This window comes from Microvirga sp. P4_G7 (genome assembly GCF_056401005.1).
In genome coordinates, this window is record NZ_JBFUKD010000624.1 from 1 (window position 1) to 2,169 (window position 2,169).

Here is a 2,169-nt window from a genome sequence, read left to right on the forward strand (position 1 = left end):
GCATCGCGGTCGCCACGGTCGCCCCCATGGTCGGACTGCCGACCTGCAACTGATATCCAAAGAACGTGCGATAGAAGAATGTGCCGAGGATGTCCGTCGAGAAGTTCGGGCCGGCGAGTGCTCCCTTGATCGCGTAGATGAGATCGAAGGCGTTGAAGTTGGCGACGAATGTCAGGATGGAGACGACGCCGAGAGTCGGCAGAATAAGCGGTAAGCGGACGAACCAGAACGTGCTGAACGGGCCAGAACCGTCCACGGTCGCCGCGTCGAGGAGATCGTCCGGGATGTTCAGAAGAGCCGCGTAGATCAGCATCATCGGGATGCCCACGAACTGCCAGACTGAAATCAGCGACACGGTAAGAAGAGCGGTTGATTCCTGCCCGAGCCATGGGCCGAAGTAACTTCCGAGGCCTATCGCACTCAAAAGCTTTTCCGCAATGCCCCACAACGGATTGAGCATCAATTGCCAGACAAACCCGATGATGACGACGGAAAGCATCGTCGGAAGAAAGATGAGCGTACGATAAATGTTGCCGCCGGTCAGACGCGGCAGGCTCAGGAGCATCGCAAGCCCCAGTCCGATGGCATTTTGGACCACCATGTGGATGCCGAAGAAGATGAGGTTGTTGCGCAGAGCGTTCCAGAAATGCCCCGACCAGGCGGGATCGAACAACAGGGTTCGGAAATTGTCGAGGCCGCTGAAATGCCGCGCACCGGTCTCATCGCCCGCATAGAAGCTGAGACGGATGGTGTCGATCAGCGGGTAGACCGAAAACACAGTGTAGATCAGCAGGGCAGGCGCGAGAAACACCGCGACATGTAGCGGAAAGCGAGAGCGATCGGAGACGGCTCCCGGCAATGGCGGCGCATTCGTTGAATCCGACATGCTGATCCGTTTCGCACAATGGGAAAGGCGGACCGCCGGAATAAGGCGGTCCGCTCGCGCTTGTTACTTCTTGTGCGGTTCGTACCAGGTCGCCAAACCGTCCTCGGCCTTCTTGGCGGCTTCCTCCGGCTTCATCGTGCCGTTGAGCACTTGGGCGCTCAGGTTCCAGAGTTCGTTCTCGAGGTTGGGCGTGCCGCGCGACAGGATCTGGTAGGAGTTGCGGATCGAGCTGTCGCAGGTTTCGCGCCAACCGACGAATTTCGCCGCGACCGGGTCCTTCACTGCGACCTTGGTTTTGGACAACGGGAAGAAGCCCGGCAGGTCGTTGGCGTAGATCTCGGCGAATTCCGGTGAGGCGATCCAGGATAGGAAGGTCTTCGCGGCTTCAGCGTTCTTCGACTTGGCGTTGATGCCGAGCGCGATGTCCGTGTGATCGCTGATGTAGCATTTGCTAGCGCCGTCCGGCACGGGCGGTGCAAACGCATCGAACTCGAAATCGGCTTGCTTGCGGAAGATCGGGACGTCCCAGGAACCGGCCGGATAGATGGCGGCCCGCCCCAGCGCGAACAGGTTCTGCGTGTCCGGATATTTCTGCGCTTGGTAGCCCTTGCCCATGTAGGGGGCCCAGCTCGCCAGTTCCGTGAAGGTCTGCACGTATGCCGGATCCGTGAATTTCTGCTTGCCGTCGATCAGAGCCTTGCGGCCTTCCTCGCCCTTCCAATAGTTCACGCCGATGTTCTGGAAACCCATCGTCGCGGCTTCCCACTGGTCGGCCGTGCCCATGGCGAGCGGAGTGTACTTGCCATTGGCCTTGATCTTGTCGAGGACCGCATGGAATTCGGAGACGGTCTTCGGCGGGGTCAACTTCAATTCATCGAAGATCGCCTTGTTGTACACGAAGCCGTGGATCACCGAGGCCATCGGCATGCAGAAGGTGGTCTTGCCATCATCCGTCGACCACGCGCTCTTTGCCACGTCGGAAAAATTCTCGATGCCTTTCACGTCGTTGACGGCGACGAGCTGGCCCTTYTTGAAGAGATCGAGCGAGGAATCGAACGGCCGGCAGGTGATCAGATCGCCGGCGGTCCCGCCCGCCAAACGTGCATTTAGGGCTGCGTTGTACTCGGTCGGCGGATCGGCTTTGAACTGGACCTTGATGTTGGGATACTTCTTGTTGAAGGCCGGGATGATCTGATTGTTCCAGACATCGGCGTCGTCGTTACGCCAGCTCTCGATGGTCAATGTCTGGGCTGAGGCCGCGTGAGCAAAGGTCATCGCCGCCG

The 2,169-nt window shown here is 59.2% G+C and carries 2 protein-coding genes; both read right to left on the reverse strand.

The window, feature by feature from the left end:
- The coding region (locus tag AC1DT3_RS18770) for a carbohydrate ABC transporter permease (protein ID WP_477466736.1) at nucleotides 1-886 on the reverse strand (886 nt) is incomplete at its 3' end.
- Nucleotides 887-949: 63 nt separating this feature from the next.
- Nucleotides 950-2,161 (reverse strand): ABC transporter substrate-binding protein, encoded by a 1,212-nt coding sequence (locus tag AC1DT3_RS18775; protein WP_477466737.1) that lies wholly within the window; start codon nucleotides 2,159-2,161, stop codon nucleotides 950-952.
- Nucleotides 2,162-2,169: the final 8 nt, after the last annotated feature.